The organism is Pseudomonas sp. SH10-3B (assembly GCF_019891415.1).
Classification (GTDB): Bacteria; Pseudomonadota; Gammaproteobacteria; order Pseudomonadales; family Pseudomonadaceae; genus Aquipseudomonas.
Genome location: NZ_JAFLXD010000048.1, coordinates 1 through 17752, shown reverse-complemented (window position 1 = coordinate 17752; position 17752 = coordinate 1). Strand labels below are relative to the sequence as shown.

At 62.3% G+C, this 17752-nt stretch carries 18 protein-coding genes; 2 read left to right on the top strand and 16 right to left on the bottom strand.

Features of this window, described 5'->3' with window-relative positions; genetic code table 11:
- Window positions 1-30 precede the first annotated feature (30 nt).
- From J1G35_RS25875 to J1G35_RS25860, 4 genes are read right to left on the bottom strand one after another with little or no spacing between them, the layout of a single operon-like run.
- Window positions 31-747: an ABC transporter ATP-binding protein gene (locus J1G35_RS25875; protein WP_027607278.1), complete on the bottom strand. Its 717-nt coding sequence runs from the start codon at window positions 745-747 to the stop codon at window positions 31-33.
- The gene (locus tag J1G35_RS25870) at window positions 740-1513 is read right to left on the bottom strand and encodes an ABC transporter ATP-binding protein (protein ID WP_223016384.1); all 774 of its coding nucleotides are present in this window, start codon (window positions 1511-1513) and stop codon (window positions 740-742) included. Before J1G35_RS25870 ends, J1G35_RS25875 begins: the two co-directional genes overlap by 8 nt.
- Window positions 1510-2595, bottom strand: a complete 1086-nt coding sequence (locus J1G35_RS25865) for an ABC transporter ATP-binding protein (protein WP_223016383.1) — start codon at window positions 2593-2595, stop codon at window positions 1510-1512. The genes J1G35_RS25870 and J1G35_RS25865 overlap by 4 nt, the downstream gene beginning before the upstream one ends.
- Window positions 2592-3539, bottom strand: a complete 948-nt coding sequence (locus tag J1G35_RS25860) for a branched-chain amino acid ABC transporter permease (RefSeq protein ID WP_223016382.1) — start codon at window positions 3537-3539, stop codon at window positions 2592-2594. The genes J1G35_RS25865 and J1G35_RS25860 overlap by 4 nt, the downstream gene beginning before the upstream one ends.
- Window positions 3540-3711: 172 nt before the next feature.
- Here J1G35_RS25860 and J1G35_RS25855 point away from each other — a divergent pair, with 172 nt between their 5' ends.
- On the top strand, window positions 3712-4608 hold the full coding sequence (locus J1G35_RS25855) for a LysR substrate-binding domain-containing protein (RefSeq protein ID WP_223016381.1): 897 nt from the start codon (window positions 3712-3714) through the stop codon (window positions 4606-4608).
- 40 nt (window positions 4609-4648) lie between these two features.
- Here the strand turns inward: J1G35_RS25855 and J1G35_RS25850 are convergent, their stop codons facing one another.
- Window positions 4649-5662, bottom strand: a complete 1014-nt coding sequence (locus J1G35_RS25850) for an ABC transporter substrate-binding protein (RefSeq protein ID WP_053130184.1) — start codon at window positions 5660-5662, stop codon at window positions 4649-4651.
- Between the two features lie 165 nt (window positions 5663-5827).
- Here J1G35_RS25850 and J1G35_RS25845 point away from each other — a divergent pair, with 165 nt between their 5' ends.
- The gene (locus tag J1G35_RS25845; protein ID WP_223016380.1) at window positions 5828-6259 is read left to right on the top strand and encodes a hypothetical protein; all 432 of its coding nucleotides are present in this window, start codon (window positions 5828-5830) and stop codon (window positions 6257-6259) included.
- A gap of 9 nt (window positions 6260-6268) precedes the next feature.
- Here J1G35_RS25845 and J1G35_RS25840 read toward each other — a convergent pair whose 3' ends face one another.
- The 11 genes from J1G35_RS25840 to J1G35_RS25790 form a co-directional block, all read right to left on the bottom strand.
- Window positions 6269-7213, bottom strand: a complete 945-nt coding sequence (locus J1G35_RS25840; protein ID WP_223016379.1) for a class I SAM-dependent methyltransferase — start codon at window positions 7211-7213, stop codon at window positions 6269-6271.
- An 11-nt stretch (window positions 7214-7224) separates the two neighbouring features.
- Window positions 7225-8598, bottom strand: a complete 1374-nt coding sequence (locus J1G35_RS25835) for an iron-containing redox enzyme family protein (protein WP_223016378.1) — start codon at window positions 8596-8598, stop codon at window positions 7225-7227.
- A gap of 200 nt (window positions 8599-8798) precedes the next feature.
- Entirely contained in the window at window positions 8799-9875 is a 1077-nt protein-coding gene (locus J1G35_RS25830) for a chemotaxis response regulator protein-glutamate methylesterase (RefSeq protein ID WP_223016377.1), read from the bottom strand.
- Window positions 9838-10371 carry a chemoreceptor glutamine deamidase CheD gene (gene cheD / locus J1G35_RS25825; RefSeq protein ID WP_223016376.1) on the bottom strand — a complete coding sequence of 178 codons (534 nt, stop codon included), beginning with the start codon at window positions 10369-10371 and terminating at the stop codon, window positions 9838-9840. The genes J1G35_RS25830 and cheD overlap by 38 nt, the downstream gene beginning before the upstream one ends.
- Window positions 10368-11180: a protein-glutamate O-methyltransferase CheR gene (locus tag J1G35_RS25820; protein ID WP_053130168.1), complete on the bottom strand. Its 813-nt coding sequence runs from the start codon at window positions 11178-11180 to the stop codon at window positions 10368-10370. The genes cheD and J1G35_RS25820 overlap by 4 nt, the downstream gene beginning before the upstream one ends.
- Before the next feature lie 9 nt (window positions 11181-11189).
- Window positions 11190-11729, bottom strand: a complete 540-nt coding sequence (locus J1G35_RS25815; RefSeq protein WP_223016375.1) for a chemotaxis protein CheW — start codon at window positions 11727-11729, stop codon at window positions 11190-11192.
- Window positions 11730-11765: 36 nt separating this feature from the next.
- The gene (locus J1G35_RS25810) at window positions 11766-13424 is read right to left on the bottom strand and encodes a methyl-accepting chemotaxis protein (protein WP_223016374.1); all 1659 of its coding nucleotides are present in this window, start codon (window positions 13422-13424) and stop codon (window positions 11766-11768) included.
- Window positions 13425-13454: 30 nt separating this feature from the next.
- Window positions 13455-15491 (bottom strand): chemotaxis protein CheA, encoded by a 2037-nt coding sequence (locus tag J1G35_RS25805; protein ID WP_223016373.1) that lies wholly within the window; start codon window positions 15489-15491, stop codon window positions 13455-13457.
- 41 nt (window positions 15492-15532) lie between these two features.
- On the bottom strand, window positions 15533-15820 hold the full coding sequence (locus J1G35_RS25800) for an STAS domain-containing protein (RefSeq protein WP_053130154.1): 288 nt from the start codon (window positions 15818-15820) through the stop codon (window positions 15533-15535).
- A gap of 22 nt (window positions 15821-15842) precedes the next feature.
- Window positions 15843-16211, bottom strand: coding sequence for a response regulator (locus J1G35_RS25795; protein ID WP_053130151.1), 369 nt, complete (start codon window positions 16209-16211; stop codon window positions 15843-15845).
- Window positions 16212-16220: 9 nt separating this feature from the next.
- The gene (locus tag J1G35_RS25790) at window positions 16221-17435 is read right to left on the bottom strand and encodes a methyl-accepting chemotaxis protein (RefSeq protein WP_223016372.1); all 1215 of its coding nucleotides are present in this window, start codon (window positions 17433-17435) and stop codon (window positions 16221-16223) included.
- Window positions 17436-17752: the final 317 nt, after the last annotated feature.

Sequence of the window (17752 nt, the reverse complement as noted above, 5' to 3'; positions counted from 1 at the left end):
TAGCGTCATGGGTGTTTTTTCATCGAGCCGTTATTCACCGAGGTAGGCGCTGCGCACCTCGGGGTGTTCAAGCAAATCTGCGGAGGGCCCGCTGAGGCTGATGCGGCCGGTGTCCATCACATAGGCACGGTCGGTCACTTGCAGGGCCAGCCGCGCGTTCTGTTCCACCAACAGCAGGGTCATGCCCTGGCGACACACGTCGTCGATCACCTGGAAGATTTTTTCCACCATGATCGGCGCCAGGCCCATGGACGGCTCATCGAGGATCAGCAAACGCGGGCGTGACAGCAGCGCACGGGCCAGGGCGAGCATCTGTTGCTCACCGCCCGAGAGCAGGCCGGCGGACTGCTGCAGGCGCTCTTCCAGGCGCGGGAAGTGTTCGAACAGCTGGCGCATTTCGCGCTGCACCTGCTCGTTGTCACGGCGCAAAAACGCACCGGACTGAAGGTTCTCCAGCACGCTCATGCGCGCAAAAATCCCGCGCCCTTCCGGGACCATGGCGATGCCCTGGCGCAGCAACTGGTCCGGCGCCTGGCCGAGGATCGAGCGTCCGGCAAAGCGGATTGCACCCTGGCTGGCCGGCAGTAGACCCGTCAATGCCTTGAGGCTGGAGGTCTTGCCCGCACCGTTGGCACCGATCAGCGTGACGCGCTCACCCTCGGCAATGTGCAAATCCAGGGATTTGACCGCCTCGATGGCGCCGTAGCGCACCTGCAAACCCTCGACGTTCAACAAGGCTTCAGACATGGGCACTGGCTCCCAGGTAGGCCTGGATCACTGCCGGGTGCTGGCGCACTTCGGCGGGTGGCCCTACGGCGATGACTTGGCCGTAATCGAGCACGCTGATACGGTCGCATACGCCCATCACCAGCTTCACGTCGTGCTCGATCAACAGCAGGGTATGGCCGTCGTCGCGGATCTTTTCCAGCAGGCCGCGCAACTGCACTTTTTCACTGGCATTCATACCCGCCGCCGGTTCATCCAGGGCCAGCAGGCGCGGTTCGGTGGCCAATGCGCGGGCGATTTCCAGGCGGCGCTGATGGCCGTAGCTCAAGCTGTCGGCGCGATAATGGGCGAACCCCGCCAGCCCGACATACGCCAGCAGGCGATGGGCGTGGGCACGGGTTTGGGCTTCCTCGTCGCGAGCACGATGATGCCGGCTCAAGGCGGCCCACAGGCCATTGCGGGTGCGCACGTGGCGCCCGACCATGACGTTTTCCAGGGCGCTCATGGCATTGAACAAGCGGATATTCTGAAACGTGCGGGCAATGCCGGCTTCGGCCACCTGATGCACGCTGGTCGGCTGGTACTCCCGGCCATCGAGCTGGAAGCGCCCGGAATCCGGGGTATAGAGGCCGGTCATGACATTGAAGAAGGTGGTCTTGCCCGCTCCGTTGGGGCCGATCAGCCCGTAGATTTCGCCGGGCTGGATACTCAGGCTCACATCGGTCAACGCCGCCACGCCCCCGAAGTGTTTGTTGACCCGGTCAATCTGCAACAGAGGTGCGTTCATCGTGCCACTCCTTTGGGCCACAGCCCGGCGGGTCGATAGAGCATCGCCAGGATCAACGCGAGGCCGTAGAACAGTTGGCGGATGATTTCCGGGTCCACCAGCACTTGGCCGAACAACGCCTGCTGCAACGGGCCCATGCTCGCGCGCAACGCTTCAGGCAATGCCGCCAGCAGTACGCAGCCGAGGATCACCCCCGGGATATGGCCCATGCCGCCGAGCACCACCATCGCCAGCACCGCAATGGACTCGTTGAGGGTGAACGATTCCGGCGAGACGAAGCCCTGGAACGAGGCGAACAGCGCGCCGCTCACCCCGCCGAACGCGGCGCCTATTGCAAACGCCAGCAACTTGAGGCGCACGGTGTTCACGCCCATGGCCTCGGCCGCTTCTTCGTCCTCGCGGATCGCCACCCAGGCACGGCCGATGCGCGAGCGCTCCAGGCGAATGCAGGCAAACAGAATCAGCACCACCAGCGCGGCGAACAGGTAGTAATAGAGGTACACCGACGGCAGGCGCAGGCCGAACAGTTCCTGGGTACGGCCCAGGTTCACGCCGAGCAGGTTCACCGGATCGACCTGGGCGATGCCTTTGGGGCCATTGGTGATATTCACCGGGCGGTCGAGGTTGCGCAGCAGGATACGGATGATCTCGCCAAAGCCCAGGGTGACGATGGCCAGGTAGTCACCGCGCAGGCGCAACGTCGGCGCACCCAACACCACGCCGCACCCCGCCGCGAGCAAGGCGCCCAGGGGCAGGATCAACCAGATCGAGGTGTGCATGCCCGCCGGCAGCAACGCCGCCAAGGCTGGAAACTGTTGCAGCAAATGGGGCGACGACAGCAACGCGGCCAGGTAGGCGCCCACCGCGTAGAACGCGATGAAACCCATGTCCAGCAGACCCGCATAACCGACCACGATGTTCAGGCCAAGGGCGAGCATGATGTACAGCAGGGCAAAATCCAGGGTCCGCACCCAGGTGTTGCCACCGGCGTGGCCGACGATCCACGGTGCCAGTACCAAGGCCACGGCGAACAGCAGCAGGCCCAGGCTGGCGCGTTGATTGGAGGTGAGTACGTTGATCATGCGCGGGTCGCCAGACGTTCGCCCAACAGCCAGGAAGGACGGAACACCAGCACCGCGATCAGCACGATAAAGGCAAACACATCCTGATAATTGCTGCCGAACACCCCGTTGGTGGCGGCGCCCAGGTAGCCGGTGCCTAGGGCCTCGATCAGCCCCAGCAACAGGCCGCCGAGCATGGCGCCCTTGAGGTTGCCGATACCGCCCAGCACCGCGGCGGTGAAGGCTTTGATCCCCGGCAGAAAGCCCATGTAGAAATGCGCACTGCCGTAATTGCTGGCCATCATTACCCCGGCCAATGCCGCCAGGGCGCCGCCGATGGCGAAGGTGAGCACGATGACCCGATTCGGGTTGATACCCATCAGGCTCGCGACCTGGGGGTTTTCCGCCACGGCACGCATGGCCCGGCCAAAGCGCGTGCGCTCTACCAGCACCAGCAGCGCGACCATCACCGACAGCGCAATGGCGATGGTGGTGAGGGCCGTGGCGTTGGTGATAGCGGGGTGCGCGGAGGCGCCGGGCAGTACTTCGATGGGTTCCAGCGGCAGCAATTGCGGGAACATTTGCGGGTTGCGGGTCCAGACCAGCATCGCGATGGTTTGCAAAAGTAGCGACACCCCAATGCCGCTGATCAACGGCGCCATGCGCGGCGCGTGGCGCAGCCGGCGATAAGCGACGCGCTCGATCACCACCGCCAGCACCGCACAAAACGCCATGGCAACCAGGGTGGCCGCCAGCAACACCAGCACCGGCGGCAATGCCGGCCAGGTCGCCTGCAACAGGCGAATCACCGACAGGCCCACAAGCGCGCCGATCATCAGCACATCGCCGTGGGCAAAGTTGATGATGCGCAGGATGCCGTAGACCATGGTGTACCCCAGGGCCACCAGCGCGTAGAGACTGCCCGTCATCAAGCCGTTGAGCAGTTGTTGGATAAACCCATCCATGAAGACCATCGACCTCAGTGCGTACAAGGGCGGCACACTAAGCATCTATTCTGTTTTTATCAAATATCAGAAAGTTATAGGGTTATACCAAAGCGATAACAGGCTATTTATGCCGCAAATACGGCACTTATGGCTCTTTATTTAGGTTAAAACTTGGTATTTAATTCAATACATGAATAAATCAGAACAGTTAGCCAATGACCCTCCCCTGCGTGCCGTGCGGACGTTCGAAGCGTTTGCGCGCCATGGCGGGGTGAATGCCGCCGCGCGCGAGCTGGACGTGTCCGCCTCTGCCATCAGCCATCAACTGCACCTGCTGGAAGATTTCCTGCAACAGCCGCTGACCCTGCGTCAGGGCCGCAACCTGGTCCTCACCGATGAAGGCCGCGAGTACTACCGCGCCATCCGCTCGGCCTTTGCCGTGCTGCGCAGCGCTACCGAACACGTGCGCGAGAAAAGCGCCACCCGCCAGGTGACCATCAGCCTGATCCCGCTGTTTGGCATCAATCTGTTTATCCCGCGCCTGGCGAACTTCCTCAAAGACCACCCGGCGCTGGACATCAACGTGACCTACGCCAACCACCGCAGCTACCCCAGCGATGCCGCCGACCTGTCGATTCGCTTCGGCACCGGGCACTGGCCGGGCTATCACAGCGAACCGCTGATCTCCGGCGCGGTGACCCCCTATTGCAGCCGCAGCTTTTTCGCCAAACACGGCCCCATCGACACGCCCCAGGCCTTGAGCGAACTGCCGTTGCTGCACGATGAAGAACGCGGCACCTGGGGCCAATGGTTCGAGGCAGCCGAGGTCGACACCACGGCGCTGAATGGCTTGCTGCTGGAAGACGGCCAACTGGCACTCACCGCCACCCTCACCGGCCTGGGCTGCGCGTTGCTGCGCGCGCCGCTGGTAGCGCCCCATGTGGCCAGTGGCGAGTTGGTGAAGCTGTTTGATCTGGAGGTCAATGATGGCCGCCAGTACTACCTGTGCCGGCGAGCCAACAGTGAGTTGTCAAGCGAGGGGAATGACTTGTATGACTGGATCAAGCGCAGCTTGAGTGCGGTATAGGCATTGTGAAGATCCAAATGTGGGAGGGGCGGTTTACGGGTCAGCTGCCGTTACCGCCATGGGCCTCTTCGAAGAAGTAGTCCTTCCAGCTCGCCGCCTTGTTTTTCAGTACGCCCAGTTCCTGCAATTTCTCGGCATAGATATAGGTGCGCTGCGGCACGATGGTGAAGTCGATTTCCGGGTCCTGGACGATTTTTTCCACCAGGTCCAACGGCAGCTTCGACTGCTCTACGCGGATGTACGCCTTGGCCGCTGCGGGCTTGTCAGCCTTGATGATCTGCTCGGCTTCGGCAAGCGCAGCGTAGAACGCCTGGTAGGTCTTGGGGTTTTCGTCGTGGAATTTCTGCGTGGTATACAGCACGTTGAACGTCGCCGGACCACCAAGGATGTCGTAGGAACTGAGCACCTTGTGCACGTTGGGGTTCAACAGTTCCTGGTACTGGAACGGCGGGCTGGAGAAGTGCGCGTTGATCTCCGATCCACCGGCAATCAACGCGGCGGTGGCGTCGGGGTGGGCCAGGCTGATGGAGATGTCATCAAATTTCTTGTAGTTGGCATCGCCGAACTGCTTGGCGGTTTCAATCTGCAAGGTGCGCGACTGGAAACCCACCCCAGCGGCGGGCACGGCGATGCGGTCTTTCTCGGTGAAGTCCTTGAGGGTCTTCACCTTGGGGTTATTGCTCAGCAGGTAGTTGGGCATCGAGCCCAAGGAGGCGATGGCCTTGACGTTCTGCTTGCCCTTGGTACGGTCCCACAGGGTAAGCATCGGCGGCACACCGGCCGACACCACATCCAGGGCACCGGCCAGCAGCGATTCGTTCATGGCGGTGGCACCGGAAATGCTGTTCCATTCCACCTGGATGTCCAGGCCCTGGGCCTTGCCGTGTTTTTCGATCAGGTGCTGGTCGCGTACCACATCGAGGATCAGGTAGCCGATGCCGAATTGCTGGGCGATGCTGATCTTGCCTTCGGCCTGGGCACCAGGGCTGAGCAAGGCGCTGGCGGCGGCGAGGGACGCGGCCAGGAGGGTCAGGGAGGAACGCTTGAAAGTCATGGGGAATCTGCCGCGTTTTCGAGAAGGTGATGGAGCGTAGCGGCGCTTTTTTAGACAGCAAAAGAATATCGGGGTCTATTGTTATGCAAATACCCCCAAAATGGCGCGCGGCTGGTATTGTGCCGCGCTTTGAAAAAACAGCCGCACACTGCGAGGAAATGCACGTTGAACACTGACGAAAAAATGACCGGGGACCTGTTCGAGGTGGATAAGCGCCTGTCACTCAAACCCGTGGTGGACTTCAACAGCTACCTGCGCAGCGCCTTCGGCGATGGTCCGTGCACCTGCATACGTTGCACCGCCAGCGGCGGCGATGAGAGCGGCTACGCGTTCCAGCACACGTTCAGCTTCGACGGCAAACCGACCCAGCGCCGCTTTGCCTCTACGGCGGGCAGTGATGTGTTGATGGCGCTGAAAAAGGCCTGGTTGTCGTTCACCAAGGCTGAGCTGCCTTCGAGTGGCGCGTTGGCGCTGGAGACGGTGAAGGAGTTTGTCGAGCCGCAGTTGCACAAGCGCCTGGCGCCGCTGTTCCTCGCCAGTGAATTGGTCAAGGACGTGGACGGCGAGTTGCACCTGCAGCCACAAGCCACGGCCTGAACATAGCCGTCAGCGTAGACGGGTGGCGGTGAGCGCCACCACTGCGATCCGCTCCACACGCTCATAGCCGGGTTTGGCCAATTCTTCGCCGAATACATCGGGGTCCAGTTCGCGGTAGGTCCAACCGTAGGCATCGCTGTCCAGCAACGGCTTAACAGCGGTCAGGAACGGGTCTTCCCCGGCGACAATGGCCACGCCGGTGTAGAGCACCAGGCTGCCGCCCAGGGCCAGTCGCCCCAGGGACTCGCCAGCGATGCGCACCGACAGTTGCTCGCCCAGTGCCCCGCCGCCATGCCGATAGGCACGCTGGCGGTCGTCGTTCATATAGGGCGGGTTGGCGACGATCAGGTCAAACGTGCCTTCGACGCTGCCCAGTACATCGCTGTGGTACGCGGTGACGTTCGCCAGCCCCGCCAGCTCGGCATTCACCGCCGTCAGGCGCAGGGCGCGTGGGTTGATGTCCACGGCCAGCACCTCGGCGTCAGGCCGCGCACGGGCGACCACCAGCGCGCCCACACCGGCGCCGCAGCCGATGTCCACGGCGCGTTTGATCGGCTCGACGCGCTGTTGCAGATGGGCTTCGATCAGTTGTGCAAACCGATAGCTGTCAGGCCCGAAAAACACCGCGTCCGCTTGCGTGGTGGGGTATGCCGAGTGGGCAAACAGCAGGTCGTCCAGGCTCGACCAACGCACCGCACTGCGCCACAGCGCATCGTGCTTTTCGACTACATCGGCCTGCTGCAGCTCCTCACGAAACGCTTCGGGCAACAGCGCGTTGTCAAACGGCAGCGACCAGCCGAACACATCGCGCAGGTCCCTCGCCAGCGGCGTCTCCAGGCGCTGAAAAAACCGTTCATGGGTCAACGGCGTTGGCGTGATGAACCGGTAGCCGTTCTCCTTCAAGCCCCGACCCAGATTCAGCAGGGCGCGGTCGGCGAGTGGTTGTGCAGACATGGGGGATTTCCTTAGCGCAGGCGCGCGCGCAGTTGGATAAAGCGGCGAGTGGCATACAACCCGGCCGGCGTGCAGTGGCGTCGCGCTGACAGCCATGGAATCAGCGCATTGAGCTGCTGTTCATCGGGCAATTTCCACAGCGAATCAACCAACGCCTGGGTGTCCGGGTCGGCCGGGCGGTGCTGCTCGCGGGAGAAGCGGCTGCCGCGTCCAGGGCGCACTGGCACCACGCGTTGAGCACTGATCCAGTCGCCCGCGATCCAGTCGTGCAGCAGCTGCTTCTCATAGCCGCTGAACACACCGAACATCGCCGCGCCCGCGCCTTCGATCAACTGCCAGAAGCGACTCTCGGCTGGATCCTGGTTGCGCTTGATCCAGCCCTTGTCTTCCAGGGCCTGGAGAAACGCGCCGATCTGCCCTGGCTGGGCCAGCCATTGGTTAACGGTCTTGCCCTCAAAGCGGCAGTAATCGGAATGCATGTGCTGGCCGAAGGTGCGCTTGCGTTCAAGCATGGCGACCACTTCGTCATGCAGGTTGAAGGCGTTGATAACGGCGCTGGTCCCCGGACCGAGGTCGTTAAGGCGATACCCCTCGGCCACGCGTCGATAGAAGTCCTCCCTGCCCTCGCCCAATGGCAACAGGTTCAACACCGACTGCGCGGCCTTGCAGGCATGCCCGCTGCTGGCGTTGTCGATGGTGACGTGGAGGGTGAAGTAATACGGGTCGATGCCCAGTTCGCTCAACTCATACGCGGTGATCAGCAGGTGCAACGGCAACTGCTCATAGCCAAGGTTGAAACCGATGATCTCCGGCAGGAAGTCGTCGGCACACAGGCCCAGCGCCAGTTGCAGGGCGCCTTGCAGGTAGTGCTCATCCTCAAGGCCGGCGTCGCTGTCGGCATCATGCTCGCTGAGTAATTTGCGGTAGATCACCACATGGTTTTGCGCCGCTTCGCCGTCACCCAACTCTTCCAGGTATGTGGTGAGCAGGCCGTCGAAGCGCGGGTCGTGCCAATAGCGCAGCAGGCCATTGAGCCAGGCACCGTCGACCTGTTTGGTCGGCGCCACGCGCTGCAGGAAATACAGCGCATGGGCCTTGTTCTGGAAGTAGCGACGCGGCCGCCCCTGCTGGCGTTGCTCCAGGTAATCGGCGTAGGCCTGGGCGACGTCGGCGCAGCGCTGTTCGATCCAGGCCGGCAGTTGTTCAGGTCTCTGGGGCAGCTCACCGGCTGCGGCCCGTACCTGTGCCAATTGTGTGCGTACAAATTCCCGCGCGGCCTCTTCAGCGCCGGCGGTTTCGCCATACAGTTGTTGGTACAACCGCTGGTACTGACCCGGTTGGGTGATGGAGGCCGGCTGGCCCGACAGCGCTGTGAGAAGCGTCATGATGGCAGTTTCCGCAAAGTCCGATGCAACCAGGCCTCCCGACAAGGAGGCCCCGCAAGCGCGCTCAACACCACACGCGTCTAAAATGCAGAGCCTGCGGGCATGCGGAAAATTCAATCGGGGTTGTGCGGGTGCGGATCAGTGGTCGTCGGTCGCCCACGGCGCGGGTTCTGGCGTAGCGCAAAAGCCGGCGCTCAACGTCACTTATACAAGATCGCCTGATGGATATCCTCCAGCGCCATGATGCGCTGGGCAGCGTTGAGCTTGATGGCCTCCTTGGGCATGCCAAACACCACGCAACTGGCCTCGTCCTGGGCCACCGTGGCGGCTCCGGCGTCAAGCATCTCCTTTAGCCCCCGCGCGCCGTCGTCGCCCATGCCGGTCATGATGATGCCGGTGGCGTTCTTGCCGGCGAACTTGGCCACCGAGCGAAACAGCACATCCACTGACGGCCGGTGCCGGTTGACCAACGGTCCATCAATGACCTGGGCGTGATAATAGGCGCCGCTGCGGGTGACCATCAGGTGCTTGCCGCCAGGGGCGATCAGGGCCAGGCCAGGCAGGATGCGGTCATTGTTGCGCGCTTCGCGCACCTCGATCTCGCATAAGCCGTTGAGGCGCTCGGCAAACGAGGCAGTGAATTTTTCTGGCATGTGCTGCACGATCACCATGCCTGGGCACACCCTCGGCAATGCCGTCAGTACCGCCTCCAACGCTTGGGTGCCGCCGGTAGACGTGCCGATGGCGACGATACGTTCGGTGGTCTGTGCCATGGCATGGCCATTGGCGGCAGGCAGGATCGCATCCGCACTGAGCTTGCTGGCCGGAGCCAGTGCCGGGATGGCGCTGCGCTTGCCCAGGTTCTTGACGTTGGAGTTTGCGGCGGCACGGATCGCTGCCACCAACTCGGCCGCCGACTCGATCAGGAAATTCTTCAACCCGGTAGTCGGCTTGGTGATGATTTCCACCGCGCCCGCCGACAGCGCCTGCAGGGAGGTTTCCGCGCCTTTCTGGGTCAGCGAGGAACAGATCACCACCGGTGTCGGCCGCTCGCTCATGATTTTCTTGAGAAAGGTGATGCCGTCCATGCGCGGCATTTCCACGTCCAGCACGATCACATCCGGCCATTCCCGGGCGAGTTTGTCCATGGCGAAAATCGGGTCGGAAGCGGCGCCCATAACGTGAATATCCGGCGTATCGCTGAGAATCGCCAGCAGTACCTGGCGCACCACGGCCGAGTCATCGACCAGCAGCACACTGATTTTTTTGGTAGGCATCTTGTTGAATTGTTCCCATTGGTTGGTGCCGGACCCAGACGTTGCCGTTCCACAGGTCGAACATGATCGTGCGGTAACCGGTACTGCCCATGTCCTGGGCCGTCAGGTGCAGGTGATAGTGCTCGGCCAGGGCCAGCGCCGCGCGAATATTCAGGCTGGCCACGTCCTGCGTTGGCAGGCGGCGCTGCAGATCAGGAAACATCTTGCCGCCGCCGAACAACTTGACCTGGTAATCCCGTGCATGCGTGCCATTGATCTCAGCGTGGCGCAGCAGCAGTTCCAGGGCTTCATCGGCATATCGGCCATCCAGGGGCTGATGGCCGCGCAGGCGCCCCGGCAGCATGAAGTGACACATGCCGCCGATCAGCCGTTGCGGGTGCCAAAAGGTGATCGCCACGCAGGAACCGAGCAAGGTGCGCAGGCGCGTCGGCCGCGTCGCAAAGCTGACCTGGCCAGGGGCCAATACCACTTCGACCGTACCGACGGGCTTTTTCATGGCTTGCGGTAAATCGAGGGTGCCACCAGCTTCAAGGTGTCATTGACGCCGTGGAGGCTTTCCGAGTGACTGATGATCAAGTAACCGCCGGGTTTGAGCAGCGGCAGCAGGCGCGCGACCACCTGGCTCTTGGTTTGCTGATCGAAATAAATCATCACGTTGCGCAGGAAGATCACCTCGAACGCCCCCAGGGCCGGCAGCGCTTCGTTAAGGTTGACCTGGACAAAATTGACCCGGCTACGCAAGGCCTTGTCGATCAGGAAGGTGCCCTCCTGGCGACCAATGCCCTTGAGGCAGTACTTGGCCAGCAGCGGCTGGGGCAATGTCTCGGTGCGTTCCATGGAGTAATGGCCAGTGCGCGCCTTGGCCAGCACTTGGGAGCTGATGTCGGAGCCGACCACTTCCCAGGGCGTGGTGCCGAGACTTTCGGCCAGCGTCATCGCCAGGCTGTAGGGCTCTTCGCCCGAGGAGCTGGCCGCGCTCCACACGCGAAACACCTTGCCCGGCGCGGCCTGGGGCAGCACCTGCTGACGCAGGAAGTCAAAGTGCTTGGGCTCACGAAAAAAATAGGTTTCGTTGGTGGTCAGCAAATCCAGCGCAACCTGCAGTTCGCCCTTGCGCTGGTCATTCATGATTAGCTTGAAATACTCACCATAGCTCTGCAGTTCATAGTGCTTGAGGCGCTTGAACAGGCGCCCGGCCACCAGGGCTTTCTTGGCCGGCGACAGGTTGATGCCGGCCGCGCGGTACAGCCAGGTCTGGAACTGACCGAACTCACGATCGTCGATGGAGACGGTGGTGTCTGCCATGGTCAGGTCTCAACGCGGGTCGAGGTCGAGGGCCGGCGCCTGGCCGGCCTCGGCGAGGCTGGACATCTCATCGATGGACAGCACCTTGTCCACCTCCAGCACGATCACGAACTTGCCATCGACCTTGGCCATGCCGCTGATGAAATCGGCGCGAATTCGCGCGCCGAAATTGGGTGGCGGTTCGATCTGCGTGGCCGGGATCTCCCGCACAGCAGACACCGTATCGACCAGCAGCCCGATGTCCTGGGGCTGGCCATCCTCGGTACTCGCCTCGATGATGATCACGCAGGAGCGCCGGGTGATCGCCGAGTTGGCCCGGCCAAAGCGCGCCGACAGGTCGACCACCGGCACCACCGCGCCGCGCAGGTTGATCACCCCGCGCACGAAAGCGGGCATCATCGGCACCACGGTCAGGCTGCCGTATTCAATAATTTCCTTGATCCCCAGAATGCCGATGGCGAACATTTCGCCGCCCAGCATGAAGGTCAGGTACTGCGCATCCTCATCTACCGTCACTGCGGTCTGCCGAGTCGTCACTACTGCGCCCATGTCACTCTCCCTTTTAGGCCCGTATTGATCGTGCGATCAGAAGCGAGTGAAATCCGCTTCGTCCGGGGCACTGGCCATGGTGTAGGCGAACGCCTTGCGCTGCGCCGGTGGTTTTGGACGGGGTACCTGACGGTTGGGCTTGCTGCCCGGGCTGTCCACGCTGCTGCTTTGAACCGCGACCTTGGGCGCTGAATCCAGCACGAAGAAGCTCATGGCCTGTTGCAGTTGCTCGGCCTGGCTGCTCATTTCTTCGGCCGTGGCCGCCAGTTCCTCGCTGCTTGAAGCATTTTGCTGGGTCACCTGGTTGAGCTGGGTCATCGCGGTATTGATCTGCGCGACACCGGCGGCCTGTTCCTCGGACGCAGCGCTGATTTCCTGCACAAGGTCGGACGTCTTGTTGATGGAAGGCACCATTTCGTCGAGCAACTTGCCGGCTTTCTCGGCCATGTCCACGCTGCTGGAGGACAGTTCACCGATTTCCTGGGCGGCCACCTGGCTACGTTCAGCCAGCTTGCGCACTTCGGCGGCGACCACCGCGAACCCCTTGCCGTGCTCGCCGGCCCGAGCGGCCTCGATGGCCGCATTGAGCGCGAGCAGATTGGTCTGGTAGGCGATGTCATCGATGATGCTGATGCGCTGGGCGATTTTCTTCATCGCCACCACCGTCTGCTGTACCGATTCGCCGCCCTCGGTGGCTTCCTTGGCGGCCTTGCTGGCCATGCCATCGGTGACCTTGGCGTTTTCGGTGTTCTGGTTGATGCTGGCGCTCATCTGTTCGACCGACGCACTGGTTTCCTCGACGCTGGCGGCCTGTTCACTGGTGGCCTGGCTCATCGATTGCGCGGTGGCGCTGACCTCCTCGGAGGCGCTGGCGAGGTTATCGGCGGCGTTACGCACCTCACCGATGATATGCGCCAGCTTGCCGACCATATTGCGCATGGCGTTGAGCACCATGCCGGTTTCATCTTTCCCACCCGGCTCGATGTGCGCGTTGAGGTTGCCTTCGGCCAATTGCTCGGCGGCGCTCGCAGCTTGGCGCAACGGGCGGGAAATGATCCGCGCGATGAATATCGCCAGGCCCAGGCCGATCAACAGGGCCGCGACCAGTACCGCGATAATCGACACACGTGCGCTTTCGTACAGCGCCGAGCCCTTCTCGCCTGCGGCCGTCGCGCCGGCGTCATTGAGCTCGACCATTTTCTGCAGGCGGGCGGTCACCTCATCAAAATGCCCCTTGGATTCTCCCCTGAGCAAACCGCGCGCCTGGGCTTCCTGGTTCTGGCGAGAAAACTCAAGCACCTGCTTGCTGCTTGCAAGGTAGGCGTCCCAAGCGCTTTTGACGCTGGCCAGGAGTTGACGATCTTCATCGTTCGACAGCAATTGCTCGTAGGTGCCCATGCGGGTTTCGAACTGCTGGCGCGCCTCGCTGGCTTCGCGTTCGGCCTGGGCCTTTTCCTCGACAATATCGGTACCGATGTGGCGGTTTTCTTTCAAGCGGTAGTTGGCGGCAAAAAAACGCATGCCTGCCGCTGCGCGCATGGAGGGCATCCAGTTGCCCTTGATGTCCTGGGCGGCCTGGTTGACGGCACCGAGTTGGTGGATGGCGAAGCCGCCCATGGCACCAGTGAGCGCCAGGACCACCAGGAATGAGCAGATCAATTTGGTGGAAATTTTAAGATCGTAGAACCACTTCATCGGGGGAACCTCCATGGAATTGCAAATGCGTCAGCGAGCGACGACCGGAGGCGATTGAGGCGCCTGGGGCGTGCGGGCTTCCAGTTGTACGATGTGGTTGAGCAGTACCGGTACATCCAGGATCAGGGCCACCGCGCCGCTGCCCAATATGGTCGAGCCGCTGATGCCGCGCAGTGCGCCGAACAACTTGCCCAGGGGTTTGATCACGGTCTGGAACTCGCCGAGCAGGTCATCCACCACCAGCCCGGCCTTATGCTCGGCGTTGCGCACCACCACCACATTCTGGCGTCGGGCTACGGGCCCTTCGTGACTGAAGTGATCGCGCAGGTGCACCAGCGGCAACACTTCGCCACGCAGGTCCAGATAGCCCGTGTCGCGGCTGGACTGGCGCTGGTGTTCATCCAGCTCGATACATTCCTGGACCATGTCCAGCGGAATCACGTAGGTGGATTGGTCGATGCCGACCAGGAACCCATTGATGATCGCCAGGGTCAGCGGCAAGCGAATGCGCACCACGGTGCCCTGGCCGGGGCGGCTGTCGAGGTCGACGGTGCCGCGCAACAAGGTGATATTGCGCTTGACCACGTCCATGCCGACGCCGCGCCCGGACAGGTTGGTCACCGCCTCGGCGGTGGAGAAACCCGCTTCGAAGATCAGGTTGTAGATCTCCTGGTCGGTGAGCACCGCACCGCTGGCCACCAGCCCGCGTTCCTGGGCCTTTTGCAGGATGCGTTCGCGGTTGAGCCCGGCGCCGTCGTCGGCGATCTCGATGACGATGCTCCCCGAGTCATGGTAGGCATTGAGGCTCAGATAACCCTTGGCCGACTTGCCGGCCGCACGCCGCGCATCGGCGCTTTCGATACCGTGGTCCATGGCGTTGCGCAACAGGTGCATCAGCGGATCGCCGATCTTCTCGACCACGGTTTTGTCCAGTTCGGTTTCCGCGCCGCTGATGCTCAGTTCGATGTCCTTGCCCAGTTCCTGGCTGATATCGCGCACCACGCGGCGGAAGCGGTTGAACGTGTCGCCGATCGGGATCATGCGCAAATGCAGGGCGCCATCGAGGATCTCTTCCACCAGCCCCGATACCGTCGAGGTGGCCTCTTGCAAGGGGTCGTTGTTACAGGAACGGGCCAGCAGGCTCGCGCCGGCGCTGGCGATGACCAGTTCGCCAACCAGATTGATCAACTCGTCGAGCTTGTCAGCGTTGACGCGCACGTAATTGCCGTCGCGGGTTTTCGCCTCGCTGGCTGCCGGACGCTGCGGTGCGGCGGTCACAAGGCCCGGCTCGACCGGCGTGACCCACTCGCCAGCGATGGCCGCTGTGCTGTCGGGCGCTTCGTCGACGGCACTGATGTGCACTTCACAGTCGTCACGCACAAAGTCGAACACTTCGTTGAGGGTGGCGTGGCCGGCTGTTGAGCGCAGGTCGATCTCGAAGCCCAGGTAGCAGCTTTCCGGGTCCCAGCTGTCCAGGGACGGGATGCTGTCGGTCAGGGTGGTGACCTGCATCATCTGCCCCAAGGTCTCGAGGTAGCGCAAAAATGACAGTGGGTCCATGCCATTACGGAACACATCCACGCCGAAACGCAGGGAGATGTGCCAGAGCACTTCGACCGCCGCGTCGTCGGCCACCTCAGCGGTTTCGACGCTGGCAGTGGCGGTTCGCATCGGCTGATAGGCACTCAGCGCCTCGCGCAATGCCTCACCGCGCTCCAGAGCGGCAGGTGTCGGCACCTCACCGCGGTTGGCGACCACTTCGACCAGTTCGAGCATGTGGTCGCCGCACTTGAGCAGCAGCGCGATCAATGCGGCGTCCACCGCCACATTGCCTTCGCGCAGGCGGTCAAGCACGTCTTCGACGATATGCGTGAACCCCACGATCGACGCCAGACCGAAAAGGCCCGCCGAACCCTTGATGGTGTGCGCAGCGCGGAAAATCGCGCCAATGGCATCCTGGTCGTCGGGCTCGCTTTCCAATTGCAGCAGGGATTGCTCCATAGCCTGCAACAGCTCGCGCGCCTCAACGATGAATGTCTGCTGTGCCTGATCGAGATTGATGCTCACCGGGACTTTCCTTGTCGATCAAAAAACGTGGGAAGCGCTGACTATGCGGTCGTGCTGCGACACAGTTGGAGCGCCTGCATGACCACCTGGCTCTGGCCGGTCACGCTCAGGGCTGTACCGGCGATGCCGGCTTCACGCCGGATGACCGCGAGCAACTGTAAGCCGGCGCCATCCATTTCCGTGACCTCCGACAGGTCCAGCTCCAGGCGGGGTGCCGCGCCCATCTGCGGCAGCAGCGCACCCGCCAGTTCCGCTACGGTGTAGATCGTAAGCTCGCCATCAATGCGCACGCGGGCCGTGTCATCGACTGTGTCAGTGGTTATCGGCATGGGAGCCTCCCTGGCGCCGGGATCAAGGCAGGATCAGTTTAGACACGGCTGCCAACATCTGCGCCGGCTGGAACGGCTTGACCACCCAGGCCTTGGCGCCAGCGGCCTGGCCCTCGGCCTTCTTCGACTCCTGGGACTCGGTGGTCAGCATGATGATCGGGGTGAACTTGTAGTTAGCCAGCTTCTTGACCTCCTTGACGAAGGTGATGCCGTCCATGTTGGGCATGTTCACGTCGCTGATGATCAGGTGCACTTTCTGCCCGGTCAGCTTGCCCAGGGCATCCTTGCCGTCGCTGGCCTCGATGACGTCATAACCGGCGCTTCTCAAGGCTATGCCGACCACTTGCCGCACGCTGCTGGAGTCGTCGACCACTAATACATTCTTCGCCATGATGTGCTCCTAAAAGAAGGTGATGTCTTGAGAATTCTGCTGCACGGCCGCCCCTCCATGATGGAGGCGCCGTTGCTCGTCGGTGGCATAGGTGGCTTCCATGCGCGCCAGCCATTGGCGGGCGTCGACGGCCACCGGCTGGTCCGGGGTCTGGCTGGCCTGCAGGAGGTGTTCATGCAGGGCGTGCATGTTGTCTCGCACATGGCTGAGGATCTGGCTGACCCGGTCCTGGAATTGCAGGTTGACCAGCACCTCGGTCATCTCATCCCGGATGCCGTAGCTTTCCTGCTTGAGCAGGTCGGCGGATTCGGCCAGGCGCCCGGTGATGTTCTGGAAGCGTTCGAGCACCACTTGAATACTGTTTTCGGACTCGGCCACCGAATGGCTGTCCTGGTCGGCACTGCTGGACGCGGCCTGCACCAACTGAGTAATGGCGTTATTGATGATGTCGACCTTGGCCGACATCTGCTGGCCGGTTTCACTGGATTTGCTCGACAGGCTGCGCACCGCGTCGGCCACCACCGCGAAGCCGCGCCCGGCCTCACCGGCACGCGCCGCCTCGATGGCTGCGTTGAGGGCCAGCAGGTTGGTTTGCGCGGCAATCGCCGCCACATCGGCGGCCATGGTGCGCAGTTCGCCGGTGTAGGCGGTAAGGCTGCGGACCTGGGCCAGGGTCTGGTCACGGCTGGTTTGAGTGGCCTTGAGCGAATTGATCACCTGGCTCAGCTCGCTGTCACTGCGTGCCAGCGCCTCAAGCGCGCCGTCGGCGGCCTGCCCGTCCAGTTCGCCGGCCGCGTGCTGCGAGGCTTGCACCGTTTCCTGCAATCGTGCGGCGATCCCGGTGAAACGGTTGGCCAGGCTCACAATCGCTTCTTCGGTCTGATGACGCGAGCTTTCCACCTGTTTGGCCCAGATGGGCATGGCGCCCAGCAATACCTCATCGAGCTGTGCACGAGCGGCCATGCCGTTGTGCGCCGCGTCCGCATCTGACTGATCCGCCTGCGCCTGTGCAATCGCTCGCAGCATGGTGTTGCGCTGCGAAGCCGCGCTCCAGGCACAGGCACCGATACCGATCAGCACCAGTGCCGTACAGGCCAGCAGATTGGCCAGCGAGGTTGATTGCACGAGTATCCACAAAACGGCAGGTACGACCGGGATCAAAGCGAACCAGCGAAAACGTGGATAAACGGGAAGAGGCATGCGGCTGGATTGGCGCTGGGGCATGAGTTCGATCCTTGAACGTTGTTGCGGATGTAAGTGACATAGTTGTTATCTGCGCTGTAACTGGCAACTTGAGGCGACTTAGGTGCCTTCCGTCTGGTTTATGAACAGTGGGTGACAGACCAGGCAGTCCTGGAGCCTTGTTGCAGCGGTGGTTTACCGAAAAGGGGGGGTGTCGCAGCGCTGGCTAGCGAGTCTGTCTTTCAGGCTGAAAAATCTCTTTTTGGTGAGGGCGATTGGTTCCGTGGCGGCCTTTGGGCCGAGCATTTTTTTTTGGATTGGACCGGGTACATATCCGTTGCTGCGGTCACGGCCACCTA